This is a genomic window from Microbispora triticiradicis, from assembly GCF_005864065.1.
Lineage (GTDB): Bacteria > Actinomycetota > Actinomycetes > Streptosporangiales > Streptosporangiaceae > Microbispora > Microbispora triticiradicis.
The window spans coordinates 1-19,258 of sequence record NZ_VANP01000013.1 but is presented as its reverse complement, the minus strand read 5'-3'; the positions used below and the strand labels follow the sequence as shown (position 1 = coordinate 19,258).

Annotated in this window: 14 protein-coding genes; 7 read left to right on the top strand and 7 right to left on the bottom strand. The window is 68.3% G+C overall.

Going from position 1 to position 19,258, the window contains the following annotated elements; translation table 11 throughout:
• Window positions 1–7: 7 nt before the first annotated feature.
• From FED44_RS27425 to FED44_RS27405, 4 genes are all read right to left on the bottom strand, one after another.
• Entirely contained in the window at window positions 8–739 is a 732-nt protein-coding gene (locus FED44_RS27425; protein WP_138462538.1) for a PxKF domain-containing protein, read from the bottom strand.
• Window positions 736–4,647, bottom strand: a complete 3,912-nt coding sequence (locus tag FED44_RS27420) for an RCC1 domain-containing protein (protein ID WP_138462537.1) — start codon at window positions 4,645–4,647, stop codon at window positions 736–738. The genes FED44_RS27425 and FED44_RS27420 overlap by 4 nt, the downstream gene beginning before the upstream one ends.
• A 466-nt stretch (window positions 4,648–5,113) precedes the next feature.
• Window positions 5,114–5,953 (bottom strand): IS5 family transposase, encoded by an 840-nt coding sequence (locus FED44_RS27415; protein ID WP_111701659.1) that lies wholly within the window; start codon window positions 5,951–5,953, stop codon window positions 5,114–5,116.
• 1,015 nt (window positions 5,954–6,968) lie between these two features.
• Entirely contained in the window at window positions 6,969–8,138 is a 1,170-nt protein-coding gene (locus tag FED44_RS27405) for a TolB-like translocation protein (protein WP_138462535.1), read from the bottom strand.
• 326 nt (window positions 8,139–8,464) lie between these two features.
• Between FED44_RS27405 and FED44_RS27400 the strand changes: the two genes are divergently transcribed.
• The 3 genes from FED44_RS27400 (at window position 8,465) to FED44_RS27390 (ending at window position 9,737) form a co-directional block, all read left to right on the top strand.
• Window positions 8,465–8,668: a hypothetical protein gene (locus FED44_RS27400; RefSeq protein ID WP_111701663.1), complete on the top strand. Its 204-nt coding sequence runs from the start codon at window positions 8,465–8,467 to the stop codon at window positions 8,666–8,668.
• Between the two features lie 75 nt (window positions 8,669–8,743).
• A complete protein-coding gene (locus FED44_RS27395; protein ID WP_133306051.1) occupies window positions 8,744–8,926 on the top strand; it encodes a PIN domain-containing protein in 183 nt (60 codons plus the stop codon).
• Window positions 8,927–9,188: 262 nt separating this feature from the next.
• Window positions 9,189–9,737, top strand: a complete 549-nt coding sequence (locus FED44_RS27390; protein WP_138462534.1) for a hypothetical protein — start codon at window positions 9,189–9,191, stop codon at window positions 9,735–9,737.
• 215 nt (window positions 9,738–9,952) lie between these two features.
• Here FED44_RS27390 and FED44_RS27385 read toward each other — a convergent pair whose 3' ends face one another.
• Entirely contained in the window at window positions 9,953–11,689 is a 1,737-nt protein-coding gene (locus FED44_RS27385; RefSeq protein WP_138462533.1) for a WD40 repeat domain-containing protein, read from the bottom strand.
• 501 nt (window positions 11,690–12,190) lie between these two features.
• Between FED44_RS27385 and FED44_RS27380 the strand changes: the two genes are divergently transcribed.
• Entirely contained in the window at window positions 12,191–12,583 is a 393-nt protein-coding gene (locus tag FED44_RS27380) for an AQJ64_40280 family protein (RefSeq protein WP_138462532.1), read from the top strand.
• A 45-nt stretch (window positions 12,584–12,628) separates the two neighbouring features.
• Here FED44_RS27380 and FED44_RS27375 read toward each other — a convergent pair whose 3' ends face one another.
• Window positions 12,629–13,354: a LysR family substrate-binding domain-containing protein gene (locus FED44_RS27375; RefSeq protein WP_244302305.1), complete on the bottom strand. Its 726-nt coding sequence runs from the start codon at window positions 13,352–13,354 to the stop codon at window positions 12,629–12,631.
• A gap of 55 nt (window positions 13,355–13,409) precedes the next feature.
• Between FED44_RS27375 and FED44_RS27370 the strand changes: the two genes are divergently transcribed.
• Window positions 13,410–13,787, top strand: a complete 378-nt coding sequence (locus FED44_RS27370) for a DUF5997 family protein (RefSeq protein ID WP_111701668.1) — start codon at window positions 13,410–13,412, stop codon at window positions 13,785–13,787.
• Between the two features lie 53 nt (window positions 13,788–13,840).
• Here FED44_RS27370 and rph read toward each other — a convergent pair whose 3' ends face one another.
• Window positions 13,841–16,447 carry a rifamycin-inactivating phosphotransferase gene (gene rph, locus FED44_RS27365; protein WP_138462531.1) on the bottom strand — a complete coding sequence of 869 codons (2,607 nt, stop codon included), beginning with the start codon at window positions 16,445–16,447 and terminating at the stop codon, window positions 13,841–13,843.
• A 271-nt stretch (window positions 16,448–16,718) separates the two neighbouring features.
• On the opposite strand from rph, the gene FED44_RS27360 reads away from it, so the two are divergent.
• On the top strand, window positions 16,719–17,387 hold the full coding sequence (locus tag FED44_RS27360; RefSeq protein WP_138462530.1) for a HEAT repeat domain-containing protein: 669 nt from the start codon (window positions 16,719–16,721) through the stop codon (window positions 17,385–17,387).
• Window positions 17,388–17,393: 6 nt separating this feature from the next.
• On the top strand, window positions 17,394–18,410 hold the full coding sequence (locus FED44_RS27355) for a HEAT repeat domain-containing protein (RefSeq protein ID WP_138462529.1): 1,017 nt from the start codon (window positions 17,394–17,396) through the stop codon (window positions 18,408–18,410).
• Window positions 18,411–19,258 lie beyond the last annotated feature (848 nt).

Below are 19,258 nucleotides of genomic sequence, written 5' to 3'. Positions count from 1 at the left end.
GGCTGTGTCAGCGGAACCGGAACAGCGCCCAATGTTGGGTGCCGTCGGCCAAAGTGACGTTCAGCCGCCTGCACTGGCCGGACCAGGCCTTGTCGGTCTTCCAGACGTACGTGTACTGATCCTTCGCCGCGTCGTACGACAGCGGCGATCCACCCGCCGTGACCGCCTGTTCGACCGAGTCCGTCTGACCCAGAGAGCAGGAAATCTGCCCTGACGCCGGAGAGCCCGCCGCGAAGACGTCCATCCCGCGGTAACCGCCGAGGCCGAACTTCACCGGGATCGCCTGGCCGGCCTGGACGGCGTTGACCATAGGCGGGTTGTCCACCGGTGGCAGGAATCCACGGAAGGGCCATGGCGCCGACGCGACCTTGACTGTACGGGAGGTGGAGACCGACCCGCCGTCGCCGTCGCTCACCGTCACTGTGGCGGTGAACGTGCCCGGACCGTAGGTGTGGGGCAGGAAGCACGGCGACAGGGCTCCGTCAAGCATGCCGGGCGCCGTCCCGTCCCCCCACCTGACGGTGCAGGTGTGCTGGTCGGCGGTGCCCGGGTCGGAGAACTCGATCCGCGCACCGGACCCGTCCACGGCCACCGTGCCGAGCACCGGGGCGGCGTTGCCGACGGTCAGGATGGTGGTGTCCGACGCCGAGGCGCCCTGGGCGTCCACCGCGGTCAGCGTCGCGGTGAAAACGCCGTCGTCGGAGCAGGTGACCGATGCCTGCGGGCCGTCCCCCGTCACGTCGCACGGACCGTCGACCGTCCACGACGACGTGACTCGTCGTCCGGGCCGGCGGCCGGCTCGACGAGCGACCACGGCACGGACACGCTCTCACCCGCCGGCGGCGCCGGGTTCACGGTCACCGTGAAGTCGCCGGACGTGCCCTCGGCGATCGTGGGCGCGGAGGCCGACACGACCAGCATCTCGTCGTCCCGGATCGTCATCGTGGCGGGATGCCCCGCGCTGCCGTTGGCGACCTCGCCGACCGAGACGGTGAACGTCTCGTCCGTTTCCGGGATCGCGTCGCCGTTCACCGCGAGGTGAACCACGTGCTCAATCTCGCCCGGGGCGAACCGGATCGTCGCGTCCGAGGGCACATAGTCGTAGTTCGCCTTGGCCGAGCCGTCCGCGGTGGCGTACGCGGCCACGACCTCCTTGCCGCTTGGCTTCGACAGACGGAACGTCACCGGTGTGTCGGTGAGGCTGGTTCCCCCCTCGGTCACCGTCGCCGACTCGACTGAGACGACAGGCCCCTCGTCGTTGTCGGCGATGGTGCCCGTCGCCTGGGCGCGCGCGATCGTCAGCCCGAGCCGGGCCCCGGTCAGCGCGAGCGTCACCGTCTCGTCGTCCTCGTCGAGCGCGTCGTCGGCCACGTCGACCGGAATCGACGCCTGCGTCCGACCGGCCGGCACGACCACCGTTCCGGTGCCCAGCGCCACGTCGTCCTCACCCGCGCTGCCGGCCCGCAGCGACCAGGTCAGCGCGACCTCGTCGCCCAGGGCGTGGTCCAGCGTCACGGTGAACGCTCCGTCGCCCGCCTCGCTCAGCGCGGCGTCTTCGACGGCCGCGTGCACCCACGACGCCGGCAGCTCCAGGTCCGGGTCGGACGCCGGCCGGGTCAGCGCCAGCGCGTTCCACTTCGAGGCCGACACCTGCAGGAACACCCGGCCGGGCAGGTTGACGACCGTCGGCGCGCCGACCGGGGCGCTGCCACCGGTGCCGGTGGCGCCGAACAGGTTCCCGCCCCAGGCCAGCATCGAGCCGTCGGCGCGGATCGCGAAGGTGTTCATCGAGTCGTCGTGGTCGACCGCGACGACCGGCGCGCCCGCGGGGAGCGTCACCCGGGTCGGCACAGTCGTGCTCTGGCCGCCGGCGAAGCCGAGCGCGTCCAGCTCGTGGTTGGTGTTCTGGCCCCACATGAACACCGAGCCGTCCTCCTTCAGCGCGACCGCCGAGTCACCCGAGGAGGACACGTCGACCACCGTGCTGCCGGCGCCCAGGTTGGTCACGGGGCTGGGCAGGTACGGCGACGTCGGCGTGTTGAGCGCCCACGGCCGGCCCAGCGCCGGATCGGTGTCGCCGCAGGAGAGCAGGGTGCCGTCCTTCTTGAGGAAGAACACGGCGCCCGCGGCGGCGGTGATCTGGCGGATCCCGCTCAGCCCCGGGACCGCCGTCGCGTATGGCTTGTTCTGCGAGGAGGTGCCGAGGCACCTCTGTACACCCCAGGACGTGACGGTGCCGTCGTCCATCAGCGCGTAGAAGGCCTGCTCAGCAGCCTCGACGTCGCGGACGCCGCGCAACGGCGTGTCCGGCCCGGTGAGCACCAGCCCCGGGACGTTGCGCGAGGTGACGGTCGAGCCGTCGCCGAGCTGCCCGTTCCCGTTGAAGCCCCAGGCCGCCACCGTACCGTCGGTTCGCACCGCCGCGACCTGGTCGCCGTGGGCGGAGATCCGGGTGACACCGGCCAGCGTGCCGGCCCCGCCGATGCCGAGCGGCGACACGGGGACCGCCCGCTGGGACACGGTCGAGCCGTCTCCTAGCTGACCGTGGTCGTTCATGCCCCAGGCGCGTACCGTGCCGTCGCCAAGCACGGCGAAGCTGACGCGGTACGCTGACTCGACCCGGACGGCGGTGCCGGGCACGACCGTCTGCTGCGGGGCGTCGAACTCGCCGCCCAGCGTCCCGGTGCCGACCTGGCCCAGCGTGTTGTGACCCCAGCCGTACGGCTTCCCGGTGAGGCCGCCCGGGGGCGCGTCCGGCGAGCCGCTGTCGCAGTCGTCGTCGACGCCGTTGCCGATGAACTCGATCTGCCCGGGATGCACCGCCGCGTCTGTCTCGTCGCAGTCCGTGGTGGCCGTCCAGCCGTCACCGTCGGCGTCCTTGCGGAAGACCAGCACCGACCAGCCGTCGGTGACGGCATGCCCGTCGGCATCCGTGGCCGTGGCCACGACCTCGTGGCTTCCCGGCGTGTCCGGGGCCGTCCACGACAACGAGTCGGTCCCATCTGCCGGCTTGCCGTCCACGGTCCAGGTCACCTCGGGCGCGCCGCCGTCGTCGCTCACCGTGACGGAGAACTGGGCCGTCTTGCCGGTCTCGACCCTGATCTGGGCGCTCTCCGGCGCACGCCGGGCGATCTTCGGGTCGTCGCCCTTGCGCGTCACCGTCACGCCGCTCCAGGAGTACGCGACCCGCCCGGCGCCATCCGTCACCTTCAGGCCGACGACTGGCGAGCCCGGCTCATCGAAGACCACCGACGGGGTCTGCCCGGTCGCGTCGTCGAAGTCGCGGTCGCCGTCCAGGTCCCAGGCGTACGACGAGAGCGTCACCCCCTGCGCGGCGGTCGACGCGGAGCCGTCCAGGGTGACCGCCTGCCCCTCGGTCGCCGTGTACGGGCCGCCCGCGTCCGCGACCGGATGCGTGTCCGGCACCCCCGTGTCGCCCGCCAGCGCGTCGACGATCGCCTGCCAGCCGCTGAGGCCCTCCTGCACCGCCGCGGCCGTCTTGACGTGCGCGGCGATCTGCGCGGTCAGCGCGTCCCGCACGGTCTGGGCTGTGTAGGGGCGGGCGGCCGCACGTATCCGGTTCTCGAAATCGGTGATCTGCGCGCCGGTCAGCCCGCTCTCCCGCAGCACGTGCCTCTCGTCCGGGGTGAGGCCCCGCTGCTTGACCCGGCTCTCGAAATCCGCGGCGAAGGCGAACGCCTTATCGGCGTCCTCGCCGTACAGCGACTTGATCTCGTTCAGCTGGGCCGAGGTCCGCGCCAGCTGCCCGGCCAGCGCCTGGTGCAGGTCGCGAACCTCACGCGCGTGGACCAGGGCCCACTCCCCGTCACCCGCCTGCTGCGCGCCCTTGTACGCCTCGACCGCGCGCAACAAGGCCTGCAGCAGCGACGCCTCACCCGCAATGGCATCAGCCGAGACGTCGTCGTCGACCTTCTCGGGAATCACCGGCCGATCGAAATCAGGATTCGGCGGGTCGGCATAGATGCCGATGTAATGGATCGCCCGGCTGAACTGCAGATTGGCGAACTTTCGATGGATAGGGGTGGAGAAGTCTTTCTTCTCCAGCGCACACGCGACGGGGTTGCCGAGAGCGCAACCCCCCTGAAGCGCCGCGTCAAGCATGTCCCCTGCCGCGCGAGCGTCCAGCCAACGCTCCCTGTACGTCTGGTACTCGTCCAACGCCGCGCTTTTCAGAGTCGCCAGCGCGGCGTCGGGCGCAGGGGTCCGCGCGAGGGCCAGTACCTCGATCTGGCCGCTGTACCAGCTGTCGTCCGCCGCGTCGAAGTACCCGTCCTGGCAGGTGTCGACGACAACGGCGTATTTTCCTGGAGGGAGATTTCCAGCGGGCGAGGTGATGCCGATCACCTCGCCCATGACAAGGGATTCGTCCTGCACCACCGCATTGGGCGTACCGACGACGTCGTCGAGGTGCTGCCCCTCGGAGGGCGGTGCGTCCGGCACCAGGTAGATGTCACTGACCGGGTAGACGAAGTCATTCAGCCCGCCATCGCAGTCGTCCTTGTACGTCAGCACCGTCGACGCGATTTCGATCCTGCTGTTGGGGCCGTACACGCCGTTCCCATTGAGGAGAATCCCGTCTGCCCTGGCTGGTGGTGCCGAGACCACCACGCCTGTCGCGACGGTCATCGCCATCGCCAATACGGACGTTACCGCCCGTCTCCACCGGTTCACCCGAACCTCACCGACTCCCGTTTCCATCCGGCATCCGTTCGACCTGTCAACGGGAGAGTGACGGAGGAGCCCTGGTAGCCACTTGGGAGGCGCTTAAAGGCGGCTTTAGGGGAATACGGACGCGGACTATGCGTTCTGCCAACGTCTGCGAGCCTGCTCCACAGAGCTGGAAGGTGAGCGCCGGACCAAGGCGCAGGAGCTTGCCGATGCCGAGGCGAGTCCGCCCGCTCGTGACCACCAACCGGACCCGCGGCACAAGATCCCCAAGCTCCAGACGAGGCTCGCTGAGCTGCCCGAAGAGCTCCAGTGCGGGTCGCGGCGATGGCAGAAGAACTTCCCGGATATCCTCTGCGCGGAGAGTGCACTCGCTGTCGCGCATCGCGACACGTGAGGGGTGGCCTCAGAACGTGTTTGAGAAGGGCTACTTCGCTGGGTGAGCGAGGATGATGCGCTGCTGACGAGTTGCGGCGCTTCCCCGCGCGAGGCGGCGGGCCATACCGCTGATCGCGGCCCATCGGATCATGGCCTCGGCCGTGGTCGGCTGGCGCTCATAGTCTCGGGCCAGGCGGCGGTGGCTGGTCAGCCAGGCCAGCGACCGTTCGACGACCCACCGCCGCTCGATCACCGCGAACCCGATCTGCCCAGGAGCCTTGCGGACGATGTGCAGCACGGTCCGTAGGATGCGCTGGGTCCAGTCCACCAGCATCCCGGCGAAGCCGGCGTCGGCGAACACGTACCTGACCGGCGTGACCAGGTACATGCTGAGCAGGGTGGTCTTGGCTCCGTCACGGTCTTGGACGGAGGCGGCCATCACGCAGACGACCAGCAGCAATCCGAGGGTGTCGGTGACGATGAACCGCTTGCGCCCGTTGACCTTCTTTCCCGCGTCGTAGCCGCGGGACTCGCGGCCGACGGTGTCGGCGCCCTTGACGCTCTGGGAGTCGATGATGCCCGCCATTGGTTCCTCGGCTCGCCCCTGCGCCGCCCGAACCCGGCGCCGCAGCGCGGTGAGCATCTGCTCGGTGACTTTGGCTTCTTCCCAGCGGACGAAGTACCAGTACACGGTCTGCCAGGGCGGGAAGTCGACCGGCAGTTGCCGCCAGGCGCAGCCCGTCCGGACCACGTACAAGATGGCATCCACGATGTCCCGGCGCGGGTGCTTCTCCGGTCTCCCTCCCGTGTTCGGTGCGGGGAGCAACGGCTCGACCAGCGCCCATTGGGCGTCGGTCAGGTCAGAGGGGTAGCGGCGATCGCGGGGCACCCCGTCGTGATCGCGATCTGACGGTGGTCACGGCGGCGAGATGCGCAGACCGTTATCGACCCTTCTCAAACACGCTCTTAGGCGCGAACGCCGGCGCCAGCGCATGCTTGCTCGTCCATCCCGTCTACCGTCGACCCCACCACGGGGTGGCAGCGTCCCGGTGGCGGAGGTGCAAGCCCGGCTTGACGTGTCCCTCCGCTTGTGCTCCCAGATGTCAACGGTCACAGCCGGGCTTGTGGCGGCGGCGGTCTGCTGGGCTTGCTTGGGGTCGATGGCTGGCGGGATGGCTCCCGCATCAGTCACCCCGCAACCCACACGTGCGTTCGAAGCCATCCCGGAGCCGGAGCGCCCCCTCGCCGGAGGCGCCAGCACGCGCGGCGCGGCACATGGCGGCTGTTTTAGCTCAGCCCACCCCCTGTGATCAGACCTGTACTGTCGCGCGGCGGCCCGCCTCGACTCGTCCGTGCCAGCCGTCAGGCGTGGTCTTAGCCGGCCGCCCCGAGCGCCAGCGGGAGGCGGCGGGACGTGACGGCGGCGCGTGCGGCCCGGCTTCGGGCAGCCTTGAAGACGTACGGAAAGTTCACCCAGCCCAGCGGGCCCGTCATGATCACGTGCTTCGCGTGCCGACGCGATGCGGCGAGGCTCACTCAACCCTGTTATGGACCTGCTGTGGACCAGAGGACCAGCCGGACGGGAACTTGACGCATTGTTCCAGTTCAGAGAGATGCGATGCCTTTTCCGGAGCTGCGACAGAGGTGCGAGGGTGCATACGGTCTCCTCTACTCCGATGGGTTCGCCCACGCCCTATGACCGGTGCTGAGTTGCGGTGTGCGGCTTTCTCTGCGAGAGGACTTGTGTGATCTTGCCGTTCATGACGTCGGCGATCTCGTGGTCCGCCTCCGCCGTGTGGTGCTGATAGATCATCGCGGCGCGCACGCTGTAATGGCCCAGGTCGCGAAGAGCCGCTTGGCGACCGAGTCGACCGCCGCCCGCTCGATAACTCTCGGATGGGTCATCACCAGGCCGCGTTCGGGGAGTCGCCCTCGCCGGAGTGCTCATCGGTCTTGATCGGCATCGGCGTGGTCGAACCATTGGCAAGATCGATTCGAAAGCCCCGCCATCGGTGCACATAGAGCAGGTATTGGCCGGTTCCATCAAGACTGAAACGGAGGGTGAGTGACGCGTCGGCCGGCAACGTCACCCGCGCGAGAACCCGCGGTTCCTCCCCGCCCTCAATCGGGATGCGCATGATGGCATGACCGGCCGAGCAGATCAGAGCCCTGCCATCGGGGGTATAAGCCACGGACTCCAGGAATGGCAGGTCGTTACTCGATTTGACGAGGCGGGTGGCGGCCAGCAGATCGGATCCCTTCAAGCCGAGGTCGAGGACGCCGATGCCCCAGCCACCGACCACCAGTGCGATCCGCTGACCGTCCGGGGCCCAGGCCAGGCCGGTCACCACGGACGCTCGCGTGCTCCAGTCGCGGCGCTGCCCGGTGGCGAGATCGACAACAGAGATCTTCGCTCCACCCGGGATGGGGGCGGCGTAGGCCAGTCTGGTGGCGTCGGGGCTCAGGGCGAGGATGTGTCCGGCGCCCAGTGCGTCACTCTCGAGTCCGGGGACGGGTATCGGGTCGCTCGGCGACCCGTCCTCGGCGAGGTGGACGCGGAAGAACCGGAGGGTAGAGTCCGGCCCGGTCCATCCGGACAGTACGAAGGTGCGGTTGTCGGGTGCCGCGGTTAGCACTTGCCAGGAGGAGCGCACTCCTGCCGGCAGCGGGATGGCGGCCAGGAACTCTCCGGTTGTGGCGTCGTGCACGGCGGGCCGTACCGGAGTGAAGACTGCCGTCTTGGACTTATTCGGAAAGCGTGCGAGTGGAGCCCTCGCGGTGACAAAGAATCGCGGTGGGCCGGTGACCGGCAGGGGCGAAGAGGTCGCCATCGGCGATGCCAAGGAGGTCGCCATCGGCAGCGGCGGTGAAACGGCTGCGGAATCTGACGACTGCGCGACTGTGGCGAGGAGAGATGGCGACGCTGGCGGTGAGGACATCGCGCGAGCCGTAGAGGACGCCCGGCCCTTGAGCGAGACCCGCTCGTAGGCGTGATCCCCGCCGTCGTCGCCGCAGGCGCCCACCAGCGCCAGCACGAGTAAACCTGCCGTGGTGACACCTGCGCGTGGCAACATATGTAGATCATCCTGTGGTGTCGGATACGTCGTCAAGGTCCAGGAATCGCATGCAGAGTAGGTATGGTATTGCGATCTGAGCGTCCGGTTTTGTGTAGCCCGTGAATTGCCTGACGTTTCTGTCTACGAGCGATGGCAAGCAGTCTCAGAGATTGCAAGAGAGGGCCATACCAGCAACCTGGGGCTCCTGTCACGGCACTTCACCTCTCATGCGGCTGCCCGGCCGAGCGAGCTCAGTCGCTCTGACGGTCCTCACCGACCTCATTTGGGCCGGGCTACGCCTAATACTTCTGCCTTCGTCTTGCCTGACACCTAGGACTGGAGGCATGAGCGCCATGCGCGAGGAACTGCACTATCTCGTTGACCAGTTGCCGGAGTCAGAGCTACACCCTGCTCTGGAGTTGATCCGCGGTCGTCTGGACGAGCCCGCCCCGGCGGAGCGTGACCTTCCGTTCTTCGCGTCGTTCGAGGCTGAGCCGGACCTCGCCGAACGGCACGAGGAGATCCTGCGTTCGGAGATGGGCCGCTGACGTGCTCCTGTGCGACCGTCGTTCGGTGGCAATGGGTTCCACGTGGCCGAGCTGGAGGACGAGAACCTTCCTCGTATGGCGGAACTAGTCGAGAGGTACGTCGACCTTCCTCTCGGACTGCTGGACGCCGCCGTCATCGCGATCGCCGAATGCCTGGGGCTGAGGGAGGTCGCGACAGTCGACCACCGGCACTTCCGAATCGTGCGCCCGCGCCACGTCGAGGCCCTCACACTGCGCGCTCGTCACCCGCGAGGCTAGAGACCGAGTCACTTGGGATCGCTGGGAGGTCTTACTCCGCAGTTCATAGACGCCGGGGAGGCGTGGTGGCCGTTTCTCAGGAGAGGTGCCCGGCCAGCCACTACCCTGCCTACCAAGCGCGAACAGACTCCGCGCTTGCACAGGCGCTCCCGCAGTCTGCCTTGACCACCTGACACCAGAGTAATCTCCTGGTCTCCCTGCAGTTGATCAATAGGCCCTGGGGCGCCAGGGAAACTGCTGCAACCCCCCGGTAGGAGAAGTCATGCCGACGAGCGAGCCCATCACAGCGTTCGACGAGTTCCTTGAAAATCTCGATTTCGCGCGTGGGCTCGTGAAGGCGGGGCGGGCGCTTGCTGCCATGCGTGCCGGCGTGGTGGACGTTGAGGACATGTACCGAGCGGCGTGGTCGCAGTCTGTGGCTGGATTGGACCATTGGATAACACGGGAGATCACAGAGAGGGCCGTAGTTCTGGCGCTCAACCCGGAGCTGCCGCGGCCTCCACGTTTCTCAAAACTGGAAATTCCGGTCGATGCCTTCGAACGCGTGTGCCAAGGCAACGGGGAGGTGGGTGAGGTGCTACGGCGCTGCTGGGGCGAGAGGTTCGCGCGCTCCACCCATCAGAGACCTGCCCAAATTAAGGAGGGCCTTTCGCACGTTGTCGAGGGCGACCTCTGGCGAAAGGTCGCTGAAGGGGGCATAACGGCGTTCATGGCGCGCTCGCGATCTCATGAGCCACGCCAGCATGGCATTGGCACCACCATCCCCGAATGCGCCGACGAAGTGCGCAACCGGTTGTGCAAAGGCCGATGAGGCGGACTGCCACTCGCCTTCGACAAGGCGTCCGCAGCCACCGACGTGGTCGAACGCTGATTCAAATTGGACCTGATTGGGTTTGAACCCTGCGCCGGTGGCCGACGAGATGGGCGCGACGGCGGTCTTGGCGTCGCGCTTCCGCCAGGCCGAGCGCCAGATGTTGAACGGGTCGGCGGCAGCGCGGATGATTCAGATGCCTCCTGGTCGCATGCCTACCGACCGAGATCCCACATCAAGACCTTCTCGGCTTTTCCCCCGGCAAGCACGACGGTGTGCCCGTTCACGTAGCCGAGCGCCATGACGACCAACCGGTTGTGAGCCTTGAGCGGATCGCCGATCTGCCGTCCGTCGAGCAGGTTCCACACACGGATTTCGCCGCCCAGGGCGGCAGTCACCGCGATCGGGATGTCGCCGAGCCGTCCAGTCAGGATTTGGAGGACGCGTGTGCCATGCCCCCGGAGAGTGGGTGTCAGTCTGCGACCGGTCCGCAGATCCCAGAAATAGAGGCGACCGCTGCGTCTGGTTAGGACACCGGTCGTACAGCGTACGCGGGCCACCGCGATCGGGGATTCACTGGAGCTGACCCCGCTCACCTCGCCGAGGAGGCGGCCGCTCTGGAAGTCCAGAATGCGGGTCGTTCCCTTCAGGCTGACGAGGAGAACCGGCCTGCCGTCGATTTCGGCCAGAGTCGTGAGCTGTAGTGGAGTAGTGGCACCGATCTTCACCGGAGCTCCGATTCCCGCACCCGTGGCCAGGTCCTTGATCCATGCTCTGGCTCCATCCCTGCCGAACAGCACGGTGCGATCACCGACCTGGGTGACCCACGGCGCTGTCCTTTCGTCCCTGGCGCGGAGAGCCTCCTCCAGGCTGGAGGCGACGAGATCCCGGAATCGTCCGCCTCCCGCTCGGTCCGCGACGACAGTACGGTCACGCAGGCGATCGGCCGGGATGTCTTCGAGGGAGCCGTAGGTGTCTGGCGGTGGAGCGGCGACCCTCCGCCCCGTGGCGAGATCCCATTGAATCGTCTGGCCGTCCCAGCCCTGGGTGATCGCCACCGGCCGGCCGGCCGACTCGCTGACCGCGATCGCCAGAATGGAGTCGGTGTGACCGGGCGGAACGGTCGCTGCAAGCTGCCGGGCGGTGCCGAGGTCCCAGAGCCGGACGGTGTTGTCACCGCCTCCGGTAATCGCGATCGGCCGGCCGGCCAGTTCTCCCACGGCCAGTGAGACCTCGATGAAGGCCGGCCGCGAAAATCCGTAGGATTCGCCGCCCAGAGCACTGGGTGCCGGTGGATTGCCGGGCAGGAGCCCGATCTGCTTGCGCGAGACGGGGTCCCATATGGAGATGCTGCCCTCGGGCCGGTTGACGGTCAGAAGAACGGTCTTCCCGTTCACCCTCGCCTTTCGCACGGTGCTGAAATCACCGTCGATTCCCACGAGTCGTCTACCGCTGGCCAGGTCCACGAAACGGAGGGGATCCGGTCCCGGTTCGTTCTCGTCACCGCCGTTGTCGTTGACCACGGCGGTGAGCCTGCCGTGCAGAGTGACGAGTTCGAGCGCGTGAACTCCGTTGTCCTCTCCCAGCAGGATCCGCGGCCCGATCTCCCGCCCGGTCCCCGCGTCGACCACGTGGAGCTCGTCACCTGCGGTGACCTTCACGGTGCGACCGTTCAGGCGGCCGATCGCGGCACCTTTGGCGTCCCCGCTGGTCACTGTGAGCGGTTGCCCCTGGAACCGTCGTACGGTGATTGTCTTTTCTGAACGGCCCACCTTGACGAACAGCGTCAGCGGGTGTTCCGGAAACGAACTCGTAGTGATCGCCCTGATCGGTCCACCGACCTTGACCGGCTCTCCGATCGGGGCGAGGGTCGGAAGGTCCCAGACCCGCAGACTGCCTTCGTCCCCGGCGCTGACCGCGACGGGACGCGACCCCAGCAGGCCGATGGCCACCCCCGTCACATTGGTGTGCCCGTCACCCCCGAGGGCCGCCGGAGGCCCGAACGAGCGAGGAACAGGCGTTCTGGCCGTCTCCTCGCACGGTTTCGACGCGTACGGCCATTTCGGCGGTCCAGCCGCTGACGCATGGAGTGCGGGTCCGGCCAGCAGCAGGCAGAGGACCAGCAACAAAGGCCTGCGAACCGTACTCAACCTCAGCAGCTCCCCATGAACGGATGGTTCGACAAATCACGGTAGGGCTTTCCCCCAGCGAACATCGAGTGAGTAGGAGCTGAGGATCAGGGATCCACGCTCGGGGTTTCCACGGTTGGACGCCTCCGGTGAGGGCCTCAGTTCCGGGTGATCGCGACGAGCACGAGCCTCCCGGCGGGTGGCGGAGCGCGGGTATCGATCGCGTTGGGGAGGTTCAGGGCCGCACGTTCGGCTCGCCGGGAGCGGAGGGGACAAGGGCGGGAGTGCCAGGATGGCCGTACCTGACAGAAGATCGGAGCCGGGATGGGCATTCGCGCGGAGGTGGAGTGGGTGGACTCGCGGGAGAGGCTGCCGGGGGACGGCGTGCCCGTGGCCGCCGCGATCACGGGCCGTTTCGCGTCCGATGATGCGGACGAGCGCGATCCGGACGCCGGGCAGGAGTTCTGGTTGGTGAGGCCGATGTACTTCACCACCCGTCACTTCGCCGAGGACGGGCGTGAATACCGCGACTGCTTCGTCGACTCTGATGGTGTCGTCCGCCTGCCCTACGGCCGGGATCGTGACGAAACGCTGGAATTTGACGATCCGATCACCCACTGGGCGGAGCTGCCCACTCTGCCGGGCACGAACGTGCATTACCTCCTGGGCGAGGAGGCGGAGGCCGCTCGCGCGAACGCCTTGCGTGAGGGGACATGACGGCGTGACCCACGCCTCGCGCGAACGGCGAAAGCGCGGGCGAGCTCACCGAGGCCGGTGGCCCTTCCTTTTACGGCCGGCCGGCACGGAACGGCGGCTGGAGCCGTTCTGTACGGGTTTCTGTGCCTGCCGTGCCGGTTTCGCTGCTTGGGAGTCGGGGGTACGACCCCGCGAGCTGTTCACCGTCCGGCCGCGGACGATGCCTATGAAATCTTCCACCAGGTCGGTGGTCGCGTCGGTGGGCCAGGCCAGCGCGACCTGGGACTGCGGCGCGTCCGGCACGGGCCGGTACGTGAGGTCCCTGCGGTGGTGGAGGCGCGCCAGCGACTGCGGAACCAGGAGGAGCCCGGTCCCGGCCGCCACCAGCTCGACCGCGTCCGCCGTCGTGGCCGGACGGGTGAACGCGGGCAGCCCGGGCCGGTCCGTCCACTCGATGGTGTCGTCCAGAGGATGGAGCACCTCGTCGTCGGCCAGGTCGGCGGTGGCCACCTCGTCGACGGCGGCCACCGCGTGGTCCTTGGGCACCACGACCACCGTGGTCTCCACGTAGAGAGGGATCACGCTGAGCCCGGCCCGGTCGACCGGCAGTCTGACGAAGCCGGCGTCGGCGCCGCCGTCCCGCAGGAGGTCCACCACCTCGGCGGCGGGAACCGCGACCAGGTCAACCGGCACATGGGGCATCCTCTCGGTCCAGATGTTGACCCATTTCGCGGGTGTCACCCCGGGCACGTACGCCAGCCGGAACACCCTGCCGGTCTCCCCATCGTTCACTTCCTCAGGGTATCGATGTCAGGGGAACCCGTTCCGACTGACTACGCTTGGCGCCATGACCTCGTCCAGACCGAAGACCATCCAGACGATGAAGCCCGCGACGGCGGCCAAGAAGCTGGGTGTTCTCCTCTCGGCCACTCCCGCCGAGTTCCAGGCGGGTGTCGTCTCCAGGGACGAGCTGAACGAGTTGCAGTCGACGCCACCCGCCTGGCTCACCGAACTGCGCCGCAACGGCCCGCACCCCAAGCAGGTCATCGCCGCGAAGCTCAGGGTCTCCATTTCCGGCCTGATCAGAGGCGGGATCACCGGACCGCTGACCACCGCTGAGATCGAGGCGCTGAAAGCGGAGAACCCACCGTGGCTGGAGCGCGAGCGGGCCATCCAGGCCGAGACCCGCAAGGAAGCGCTCCGCCTCAAGCAACGCGACGGCTGAGACCCTGCTCGTCTCTACCCCGAGACGAGCCCCTGGCATCTCGACGTGATGGTTCAGTCGAGGATCTGGACGTACCCGTCGGTTCCGTGGACGCGGATCCGCTGGCCGTCGCGGATCAACCGGGTGGCCTGCTCCACTCCCACGACGGCCGGCAGGCCGTACTCTCGCGCGATCACCGCCCCGTGCGTCATGAGGCCGCCCACCTCCGTCACCAGTCCGGCGACGGAGACGAACAGGGGGGTCCAGCTGGGGTCGGTGTAGGTGGTGACCAGGATGTCGCCCGCTTCGAGGTCGGCCCGCGCCATGTCCGTGATGACGCGGGCACGGCCTTCGACGGTCCCGGCCGAGACCGGGAGGCCCACCAGCGCGCCGGGCGGGGCGTCGTCGCGCAGGTACCGGCCGGTGACGACCTCGCCGTCCGACGTGAGGACCCGGGGCGGCGTGAGCGCCTCGTAGGACCGGAACGCCTCCCGTCTTTCCTGGATGAGTTCGGCGTTCACGGCGTCGGTGCGCACGACCTCACGCAGCTCCTCGAACCGGAGGAAGAAGATGTCGTCCTTCTCCCGCAGGACGCCGGCCTGGATAAGGCGATCGGCCTCCCGCAGCAACGCCTGCTTGTAGACGAAGTAGCGGCTGACCATGCCGTACTTGGGGTATTCCCGGTATCCGGCGAAGGTGCGGACGCGGTCGATCATCCGCTTGGTCTCGTCGGCCTTCTGCTCCCCGCCGGGCAGGGCGCGCAACCGCGTCAGCAGCTCCTCTTCCTTCCGTAGGGACTCCTGGAGTCCTTGTTCGAAGCGCCGCTTGCCGGCGCCCGGCTCGAAGTTCCTGACGTTGCCGAGGATGCTGGGCACGAGCGTGGCGGGTTGCTCGCTCCAGCGCGTCCTGGTGATGTCGATCTCACCCGTGCAGCGCATGCCGTACTCGTCGAGGTAGCCCCGGATGGCGTCACGTGCTTCCCGTCCGCCGGGCAGCCCGGCCAGCTCGTCCAGGAAGCCGTCTCCGTCCCGGCCCTCGTCCGCGACGCGGTGCAGGAACGCCACGACCTCCGCGTGCGGCCGGACCGCGTCCGCGACGTCGAGGAGCGCCAGCCCCATCTCCGACGTGACGTTGTGGGGGACGGACTGCGTGAGCACGTCGGCCGCGTTCTTCTCGCCCAGCCATGCCTCGAGCTGGTCGTTGAGCCACCAGGCCGCCTCCATCCCCGCCATGATCACCTGGAAGCTCCGCCGGTCGAACAGAAGGCGCCTCAGCTCTTCGATGTCGGTGAGGATGAAGTCGAGCAGCGCCGGGCCGGAGAGGCCCTGGATCTCGCGCCGCAGGGTGGCGACGGACGTCTGGTTGTTCCGGATCAGCTCGGTGACGATGGCCGGATCGGTCTCGATTGGAGCGGGCGCGTCACCGGCCGGTGCGGGGCCGGCGTCCTCGTCGGGAAGCAGGCGGAGGAAGTCGCCGCGGTCGACGACGGTCTGCAGCGCGTCCCGGATCAGCGGGTCGGACCTTCCCAGCGTCCCGATGAGGTTCGCGCGGCCCGCGGACGTCGCCAGGACGGGGGCGACGTCGACGAACAACCGTCCGCCCGCCTCGTGCATCGGCCGGGGGGTCGTCAGCTGCCACAGGGACAGTCCCAGCGGCTTCATCGCGTCGGTCATCATCTGCTGGTGACCGACGGAGACGTAGAGGTGGTTGTCCTGGTCGTCGGTCGCGGGGACGGGGAACAGGGTGGTGATCGGCCGGCTCTGGACGATGTGGAACTCGTCGCCGGCCAGGCACCACTCGATGTCCTGGGGCCGGCCGAAGTACGCCTCGATCCGCCGGCCCAGCCGCACCAGGCGTACGACCTGCGCGTCCGTCAGAGCGGGCTGCGTCTGCCGCTGCGGCTCGACCGGTGCGTCCTGGGTGCCGCCTCCCGGCGACGCCCGGACGATCCGCGGCTTGGTGGCGATCGTTCTGGTGACGATCTGGTCGTCGCGCACCGCGTAGACGTCGCCGGAGACCAGGCCGGAGACGAGCGCCTCGCCGAGGCCCCAACCGGCTTCCACGGTGGCGATCTTCCGGTTCGAGGTCACGGGGTCGGCGGTGAACAGGATCCCGGCCGCGTCCGGGAACACCATCCGCTGTACGACCACGGCCATCCGTACCTTCCGGTGGTCGAAGCCGTTACGGCGCCGGTAGGTCACCGCCCGCTCGGTGAACAGCGAGGCCCAGCACCGCCGGACGTGCCGGAGGATCTCCGCCAGGCCCACGATGTTCAGGTACGAGTCCTGCTGGCCGGCGAAGGACGCGGTCGGCAGGTCCTCGGCCGTCGCGCTGGACCGTACCGCGTAGGAGTCCTGCTCGCCGAGCCGGGCGAGCGATTCGCCGATCGCCGCCACGAGATCGTCGGGCATCGCGACGTCTTCGACGACGCGGCGGACGTCCGCGCTCAGGGCGCGGATCGCCGCGCGGTCGTCCGGTTGTACGCGGGACAGCAGATCAAGCTGGGCGTCGATCGACGGCACCTCGGCCACGACCCGCTGGAAGGCATCCGTCGTGACGCAGAAGCCGTCCGGCACGCGGACGCCGTCGATTCGCGAGAGCTCCCCAAGGTGCACCCCCTTTCCGCCGACGTCCCCGACATTCGCCGAGTCGATTTGCTCGAAACCCATCACGTAGCGCATTTCCGCTGCTCCATCGCTCGTCGGATCGGTTCGCAACGGGCAGTATGAAGCAATTTTTTGCGCCTCATGAGGTCCGCGGATCTGATATACAGTGAAACTGGAGGGGAGTGGTGGTGCGCATCTAAAGCGCGGTCCGCCCCAGCCTCCCCCGGCACCCGCACCCGAACCGCCGGTGCTGACCGGTCCGGGCGCGTCGGACATCTCATGCGGTGACCTCACTTGACCTTGACACAGTGGCAGGGCCTTCACTGTGGCCGAGGAGGTGGTCCCGATGACCATGCCCGAAGAGGACACGAACACCATGCGAGCTCTCCAGGGGCTGGAGAACGGCAGCTCGTCGGTGCGGCTGCAGGCGGTGCTCGCGGCCGGCACGACCCCGGACCCGAGGTTCGTCGACAGGCTCGTCGAACGGTGCGCGATCGAGCCCGATTTCTACGTGCGTGACATGCTTACCTGGGCACTCACCCGCCACTCGTCATCGATCACGGTTCCGAAGCTCGTCGACGAACTCCGCTCGGAGCGCGCGCAGGCACGAAGCCAGGCGTTGCACACGCTGTCCAAGATCGGGGATCGGCGGGCGTGGCCGGCGATCACACGAGGCCTGCTGACCGACGGCGACGACGAGGTGGCGCGGAGCGCCTGGCGAGCGGCGGTCGTACTCGTGCCCGAAGGCGAGGAGTCCGAATTGGCGGGAGTGCTGGCGACACAGCTCGGACGCGGCGAGCGTGAGACGCGCTTGAGCCTCAGCCGGGCGCTGGTCGCGCTCGGTGAGGTGGTCATGCCGATTCTGCGCGTCGCGACCACGGATCCCGACCCTCGCGTGCGTCAGCACGCGATCGCCACGGAACGGCTGCTGCGCGACCCCGACGCGGGATTCGAGTTCGCGATCGAGGAGGCGAAGCGCGTCGCGGTCCTCGGCGCGCCCGGCCAGGAGGGATGACAGGCGGTGCTGATCGGGGATGTGGCTCGACGGTCCGGGGTAAGCGCACGGATGCTCAGGCATTACGAGTCGCTCGGCCTGGTGCGGCCGACGGGCCGCACCGAGGCCGGCTATCGGGAGTACTCCGCCGAGGACATCCGACGCATCTTCCATGTCGAAAGCCTGCGGTCGTTGGGGCTGTCGCTGCGTGAGGTAGGGCGTGCGCTGGACGATCCCGGCTTCACGCCCTCGGAGCTCGTCGACGACCTCATCCGCCAGTCGCGAGAACGTATCGCGGCCGAGACGGAACTGCTCACGCGGCTGCGCCGGATCGGTGCCGCGGAACCCTCCGGCTGGGAGGACGTCCTGCGAATCGTGGCGCTCCTCCAGGCTCTGGGGTCGGACAGCGCCGGAAAGCGCCAGCGCGCGGCCCTGTCCTCGGCCGACGAGGTTGCGGTGCCGGTGGAAGCCCTGGCCGAGGCCGTGTTGAGCGAGGCGGACCCGAACGTCGCCGGAGCCCTTCGATGGGCTCTGGCGCGATCGGGCGACGGCGCGCTGGGACTGCTCGCGGAGGGCCTCGGCTCACCGGTGGCCGAGGTGCGGCGACGTGCCGTCCAGTCCATCGCCGAGATTCCGGACGGTGCGGCGACCACATTGCTGCGGAACGCCCTCACGAGCCCCGACGCAGTGGTCCGCGGGTGCGCGGCTCTGGCGCTCGGGGCACGTGGAGTGGCCGACGCGGTCCCGGCACTCACCGACATGGTCGTCGAGGGGACGAACGACGTCGACGCGGCCGATGCGCTGAGCGCGCTGGCGGCTGATCCCGCGCTGGCGGATCGGATCGCCACCGGGCTCGCCGACCGCATCGCCCACGGCACCCAGGACGCGCCCGTACGTCTACGGCTGGCGCAGGCGCTCGCGGACATCCCGGGACCCACGACGTCACGCGTCCTCGCGGACCTGTCCCGTGACGACGACCGTGCCGTCGCGCTCACCGCGGCATACATTCTCAAGCTGCGCAACGAGACGGGCGATGACTGCTAGTGCCTCCGGCGAGGGCCTCGATTCCGGGATCGCGACGAGCACGAGCCGGGTCCGTGGCGGCTGACGCAGGCCTATCGGCAGCTTCGACGGTTGGAACCGGATCGGGGAATCACCTCAGGTTCGGCCCGCCACATCATGGCAGGGCTCGCCCGCGTACATCGAGGGCGTCTTGACCGAGGATCAGGACCTCCGCGCTCAGGGTCTCCGCGGCATTTCGTAATCCGTGAGGGCCGTCGAAGGCATCGGCCTGCAGTCGGAAGCGGCTCACATCGTCGAATCTGAAAGAGCGCAGCCGCCAAGGTTGATTCGGAGGGCTCTGTTCAGTCAACGGGTGGGCTACAACCACGACGGCGGAGAAGCGTCGCGGTGTCCCATGACTCAGATGCGCGGCCGTGTACGTGGCGAACCGGAGCTCACCTGATGGGGCCGGTCGGCAGCCGGTGCTGTGCCGAGATGCGGGAGCGTCGGCCCTGGCGTGGTGATTCCTTCTATCCATGCGTTGGTGCTGTCCGGGAACGCGGTGACCGCGTCGCTGCCGCCGGCGGGCGCTGTGGGGTCGGATGGGATCACGACCGCGACGGTACGCCGCCGAATCCTGTCCGCCTTTCAGCAGCCGCTGATGGGTTTACCTGGGGCATCGCGAACACGGGACTACGGGAAGCCCGTGGTCCGGAAAGTCCGGAAACTCTCGCTGCCCAGGTCTTCCTCGGCGAGGGCCTGGCGCTCGCGCATGCACGTAGACCTGTTTCGGGAAAGTCCAGAAACTCTTCTCACACGCGCGCATAGACCTGTCCGGGAAGTTCAGGAACTCCCGTCATCTGGGACGACTCCCCGCTCTGCCAGGTCGT

What these genes read in the sequence shown, in the direction of transcription:
- rph (WP_138462531.1), bottom strand. Translation starts at nt 16,447, where the DNA reads ATGCGCTACGTGATGGGTTTCGAGCAAATCGACTCGGCGAATGTCGGG.
- FED44_RS27400 (WP_111701663.1), top strand. Translation starts at nt 8,465, where the DNA reads ATGAGCGCCATGCGCGAGGAACTGCACTATCTCGTTGACCAGTTGCCG.
- FED44_RS27405 (WP_138462535.1), bottom strand. Translation starts at nt 8,138, where the DNA reads ATGTTGCCACGCGCAGGTGTCACCACGGCAGGTTTACTCGTGCTGGCG.
- FED44_RS27420 (WP_138462537.1), bottom strand. Translation starts at nt 4,647, where the DNA reads ATGACCGTCGCGACAGGCGTGGTGGTCTCGGCACCACCAGCCAGGGCA.
- FED44_RS27395 (WP_133306051.1), top strand. Translation starts at nt 8,744, where the DNA reads ATGGCGGAACTAGTCGAGAGGTACGTCGACCTTCCTCTCGGACTGCTG.
- FED44_RS27370 (WP_111701668.1), top strand. Translation starts at nt 13,410, where the DNA reads ATGACCTCGTCCAGACCGAAGACCATCCAGACGATGAAGCCCGCGACG.
- FED44_RS27380 (WP_138462532.1), top strand. Translation starts at nt 12,191, where the DNA reads ATGGGCATTCGCGCGGAGGTGGAGTGGGTGGACTCGCGGGAGAGGCTG.
- FED44_RS27390 (WP_138462534.1), top strand. Translation starts at nt 9,189, where the DNA reads ATGCCGACGAGCGAGCCCATCACAGCGTTCGACGAGTTCCTTGAAAAT.
- FED44_RS27360 (WP_138462530.1), top strand. Translation starts at nt 16,719, where the DNA reads ATGACCATGCCCGAAGAGGACACGAACACCATGCGAGCTCTCCAGGGG.